The sequence below is a fragment of the Muribacter muris genome (assembly GCF_004569585.1).
Lineage (GTDB): Bacteria > Pseudomonadota > Gammaproteobacteria > Enterobacterales > Pasteurellaceae > Muribacter > Muribacter muris.
Window position 1 is genome coordinate 1 of the sequence record NZ_SPPA01000083.1, and the last position, 270, is coordinate 270.

Below are 270 nucleotides of genomic sequence, written 5' to 3' on the forward strand. Positions count from 1 at the left end.
ACGTTGGCAAAGAGGGAATGGACGTTACGGTACTCAACCATACGCAAAATAACGGCGGCATCCTGACGAGCGATGCCCCGAAAAGTGCAAACCGTTTCAGTACGGGGACGTATGGGGAAAGCCATATCAATAACCACAGCGAGCTGAAAACGCGCAATATCAGCGTAAGCGGCGGGACAGGCGGGTTTAACCCGATGGGGACCCTGATGAGCCTACCGGGTAACCGGAACGAACGGGAACAGAGCACGACCTACGCGACCGTAGGCGGCA

The 270-nt window shown here is 56.3% G+C and carries 1 protein-coding gene; it reads left to right on the forward strand.

Features of this window, described 5'->3' with window-relative positions:
• On the forward strand, positions 1-270 hold a 270-nt coding region (locus E4T80_RS12910; protein WP_167740746.1), incomplete at both ends, for a hypothetical protein.